The sequence below is a fragment of the Priestia sp. 179-F W1.4 NHS genome, assembly GCF_045369295.1.
GTDB classification, from domain to species: domain Bacteria; phylum Bacillota; class Bacilli; order Bacillales; family Bacillaceae_H; genus Priestia; species Priestia zanthoxyli.
This window is the reverse complement of the sequence record NZ_JBIQFF010000018.1, coordinates 15,078-19,469: the sequence shown is the minus strand read 5'-3', so window position 1 is coordinate 19,469 and position 4,392 is coordinate 15,078. Positions and strand designations below refer to the sequence as shown.

At 36.0% G+C, this 4,392-nt stretch carries 5 protein-coding genes; all 5 read left to right on the top strand.

The window, feature by feature from the left end:
- Positions 1 to 182, top strand: a 182-nt coding sequence (locus tag ACH0CI_RS26560) for a hypothetical protein (protein WP_406902480.1), incomplete at its 5' end; no start/stop codon positions are given.
- Positions 183 to 197: 15 nt separating this feature from the next.
- Positions 198 to 707, top strand: a complete 510-nt coding sequence (locus ACH0CI_RS26555; protein ID WP_098534898.1) for a hypothetical protein — start codon at positions 198 to 200, stop codon at positions 705 to 707.
- On the top strand, positions 697 to 3,279 hold the full coding sequence (locus ACH0CI_RS26550; protein ID WP_406902479.1) for a VirD4-like conjugal transfer protein, CD1115 family: 2,583 nt from the start codon (positions 697 to 699) through the stop codon (positions 3,277 to 3,279). The genes ACH0CI_RS26555 and ACH0CI_RS26550 overlap by 11 nt, the downstream gene beginning before the upstream one ends.
- Before the next feature lie 20 nt (positions 3,280 to 3,299).
- A complete protein-coding gene (locus ACH0CI_RS26545; RefSeq protein WP_029325363.1) occupies positions 3,300 to 3,506 on the top strand; it encodes a hypothetical protein in 207 nt (68 codons plus the stop codon).
- A 23-nt stretch (positions 3,507 to 3,529) separates the two neighbouring features.
- Positions 3,530 to 4,392, top strand: an 863-nt coding sequence (locus tag ACH0CI_RS26540) for a pLS20_p028 family conjugation system transmembrane protein (protein ID WP_406902478.1), incomplete at its 3' end; no start/stop codon positions are given.

The following is a 4,392-nucleotide window of genomic DNA, read 5'->3' as shown; positions in this document are numbered from 1 at the left end:
CACATATTCAAAGCCAAGACTTGAACCAAAAAATAGAAACCTATGAAAAAACGAAAAAAGAAATAGAAGAAACGAAAAAACAAGTGGAGGAAGAGAACAAGAAGGACAAAAAAGATGAAAACAAAATTAAGTCGTTAACGGATCAACAAAAGAAACAAGAAGAAGCTTTAAAGAATCTATAAGAAAGGATGAATAAGATGTATACACAGGCGAAAGTGAAAAATCAGAAGCAAGCCTTTGTCGTAGGGGTTGAGTACTATGAAGAAGATTTATTTTTAGAAATCGAATTAGGCACATTTTACACAACTCAGCTCCATGCTCAACGTATTGCGAACAGTGTTCATAATGTCATTCTTTTAGAGAATCAGATTGTACTTATCTTTAAAAATGCCGATTCGATCACTCTTACAGATGATTTTTTGAAATATGCGTTCAAGTTTCGATTATGCACGAAACCAACTATGCCACCTCTAGATATCTCCAAGCTCACTCAACAAGAAAAAGACGACTTAGTTTGTAATGAAGCCTATATGGTGACAGAAGAGGATATGAAAGAGGTACAATGGGACATTAACACAGCTTTTCGTTACCTTCAACATCAGTATGAGGCAAGAGATCAAACGTTTTTTTCCCTTTCATCGAGTGCCTATTATGTGATTCCTACCTCTGAACAGATTGACCAGGAGGGAATGAGAAATGCAACCTAATAAATCCATCAAATATGTGTTCGCTGAAAAACAAGTACTTATTCCTTTAAGTGCTTGTTTTTTTGTGTCTATTCTACTCATCTTAAACTTTCTTTTTAACATAATGAGGAACCTTGTTCAAACAACGTTTAGTGATGTATTTGAGCCGCAGCCTTTTCATTTGGACACATCTTTTTTGACAGAGATTCATCTTCAACAGTACACACCTTTATATGGAGCCATGTGTTTAGTGGCTGCCTTATTAACAGCAAAGTTTGCTTACAACATTCGATCCAACTTCAAAGATTTAAACCACAATCAAAAAGGATCGGGGCGATTTACAACGAGAAGTGAACTAAAAAAGCAATATCGAAAAGTACCTGAAAAAACGACAACGTATCAAGGTGGAGGTGGTATACCTGTTTCACGTATTCAAACCTATGACCTCATTCAGAATTGGAAGGAATATAAAGCTTTAAAGGGAATAGAGAAGCTTCTCAAAGCCCATAAGTTTTTTTCAAAAAGAGGATATTTACTTATCGATGATTCACCCGTTAATAATTTGATCATTGGGATTACACGATCGGGGAAAGGGGAAACGTTTGTTTTTCCAACAATCGACGTATATTCTAGGGCTGAAAAGCAACCTGCTCTTGTACTCAATGATCCAAAAGCTGAGATCCTTGCAGCTTCGAAGGAGATTCTTGAAAAGAGGGGGTATCATATTGAAGTTTTAAACTTATTAAATCCATTAGAATCAATGAGCTATAACCTGTTAGAAATGATAAAAGAAACCTATAAAGACGGTGATTATTCCACTGCCCAAGCATTGTGTAATACGTTATCCTATACGCTTTACTACAATCCAAATGCGAAAGATCCGTTCTGGCAACAATGTGCCATGAGTTTATGCAACGCCATGATTCTTGCTGTAACGGATAAGTGTATTAAAGAGAAGGAAGAGCATAAAATTACGATGTACACAGTAGCGAATATGTTGTCAGAGTTAGGCTCCAAAGAGGTTGTGATTAATAAAAAAGGAGATACTCAAAATGCGTTGGATTTGTATTTTGATGGGCTTCCAACAGAAAGTGTAGCCAAAATGCAGTATGCGACATCGAACTTCTCAAAGGGCACGACAAGAGGAGGGATTTTTACTCAAACAATGAATGGTTTATCCATTTTTACGTTTGATGAAATTGCCAAGATGACCTCTAAAAACAGCGTCGATTTAAAACGTGTGGGTTTTGGAAAAACAATCAAAGGAACAGCAGCACCTCTTACTCGCTTAGAGATAATCTTTCCAGACGGTCAAACGGAAACCATTAAAACGGATGGAAAAGGATTATTCGAACTCAACTTTACAAGTGATTTGAAGCAAAACGATGAAATTATTCTAACCGAAAAGTTGAGTGATAAAATTGTTACTTCGTCCAGACTACAATCGGTTATTTCTATTAACAGAATCACGAAAGAGACAGGAGCTACTGCATTTACAGTTGAAAAGCAGCATCCAACCATTCATGTAAAGGAAGTGACGTATTTTACAAAACCGATTGCGATATTTATGGTCACACCAGACTACGATTCAAGTAATCATGTCATAGCCTCTATTTTTGTTCGGCAGTTATATTATGTGCTTTCTAAGAATGCCTCATTGGCAAGAGGAAACAAGTGTCATAGGGAAGTAGTTCTAATTTTGGATGAATTTGGAAATATGCCAGCGATTCAAGATATGGCGAATATTATCACCGTTTGTTTAGGGCGAAACATACGCTTCAACTTAGTGATTCAAGCCTATGCACAACTAAAAAATAAATATGGGGATGATGCTGAAACGATTGAAGGGAACTGTGGAAATACGATTTATATTTTAAGTAATAACTATGAAACAGCTAAAACGATATCACAAAAATTAGGAGAAAGCACGATTAACTCGACATCTCGAAGTGGAAAAGGACTTTCTACCGATAAGAGCAAGACTGAAGGTGTTGATAACAAGCATCTTTTAACACCTAATGAGTTAATGGAATTAAAAGAAGGAGAAAGTGTCGTCATTCGGGTTGTCAAAAGGCAAGATAAAAAACGTCGTAGAGTCAAAGCGCATCCCATCTATAATACTGGAAAAACATCGTTGAAATACCGTTGGGAATACCTTGGAGATGACTTTGACACAGATCGTTCGATTCTAGATATTGATATTTCGTCTTTACATGAAAGAGTTAACCCAAGATCCTTGGTGATTCATAATTTCTTTCCTTTTCAATCACAAGCTCCATCAGTGGAAAAACAAGATGAACTAGCTGACGATCCGTTTACTTCTCTAACGTATGAGAACTATAAAACTAAGACAGTCAAAGAGTTCTTTGATGGAGATAAGAACGTTTCTACTGCTCTAAAAGAACACTTACCAAAAGCGATGAATAAAACGGTGGAAGAGATTGAGCAACAGTCCATGAGTGATTTTGAAGAGGAATTAACAATGTTAGGAGTTAGTGACCAACTGAATAAAAATGTTCACAAACTTCTTGAAGTGAAAATAACTACCATCATCAAGAAGTTACAACATGAGATGGAAAAACAAGAAGCCTAATATCAAAAGGAGGAGAAAGAATGACGAGTATTTCAAAGGAATTAGAGCGTATTTTAGAGGACTATGCACCGATTGTGAAAGAAGGACACCAAGTGTTAATTGGTTTATTAGATGGCACAATACACTTGGAAAAAGGGCAGGAAGGAGAAGCACCTGTACAAATTCGTGTTTCTCCTCTGGATGAACGATTAGAGATAACCGTTGATACGTTGTTTCAAGGCATGTAATACCTTCGTAAGGAGATGAGCAGATGAAGGATGAAGAAATTCTTAAAAAGCTACATGAGTTTTCAGATTATCTAGATGTTGGAAATATCCTCAGCTATTTGTTGCGAAAATTAGGGTGGGCATGTATTCAACTTCTTTCTTTTTTAGTGGATGGATTAGAAGGGATTACTGATAGTGTATTAGGAGTTAAAGCGTTTTTTAATTCGCCCGAAATTCAAGACTTTATTACGAAGATCCAACCCTTTTTATATGTGTTACTGGCTTTTTCCTTTCTGTATATCGGCTACATGTTGATTATTCAGAAGAAAGTCAATCGTGAACAGATTATGATTAACATTTTTATTTCGATGGCAGTCTTACTTTTATTAAACACAAGTATGTTAAAGGCAGATAAATTCACCGATCAAGCCATTGAAGCCGTTGATTTGAATGAAAAAGGCACGGTAAGTGAAAAGATTATTAAAAGTAATATAACAGATGTAGCACAATTCGATATTACGAAGTGGAAGAGTCCCAAATTAAAAGAATCGAATAAAGTGCCACAAAAAAATATTATGATGATTGATATTACAGAAAAGATGGATGAAGATTTTAAAGTGAGTGAGAAAGATAAGCTATCCGATGATGGACAAAAAATCATTACACATAAGGCAGATATTACACCTGATGGAAAAGAAGGATTAGTTGAATTAGACAATGGATGGTTTGATTTCTTTCCAGAACTTTATTATCGATGGTCATGGAACTTCTGGACGATTGCCATCTCCCTTTTTGTGATAGGAATGACGTTGTTATTTACGTCTATTAAGTTAGCAAAACTATGTTACGAGCTAGGATTCAATGCAATTTTAGCCCAATTAGTTGCGCCTGCTGATGTAGCAGATGG

Coding starts and splice junctions, on each gene's coding strand:
- ACH0CI_RS26550 (WP_406902479.1), top strand. CDS start 697: ATGCAACCTAATAAATCCATCAAATATGTGTTCGCTGAAAAACAAGTA.
- ACH0CI_RS26555 (WP_098534898.1), top strand. CDS start 198: ATGTATACACAGGCGAAAGTGAAAAATCAGAAGCAAGCCTTTGTCGTA.
- ACH0CI_RS26545 (WP_029325363.1), top strand. CDS start 3,300: ATGACGAGTATTTCAAAGGAATTAGAGCGTATTTTAGAGGACTATGCA.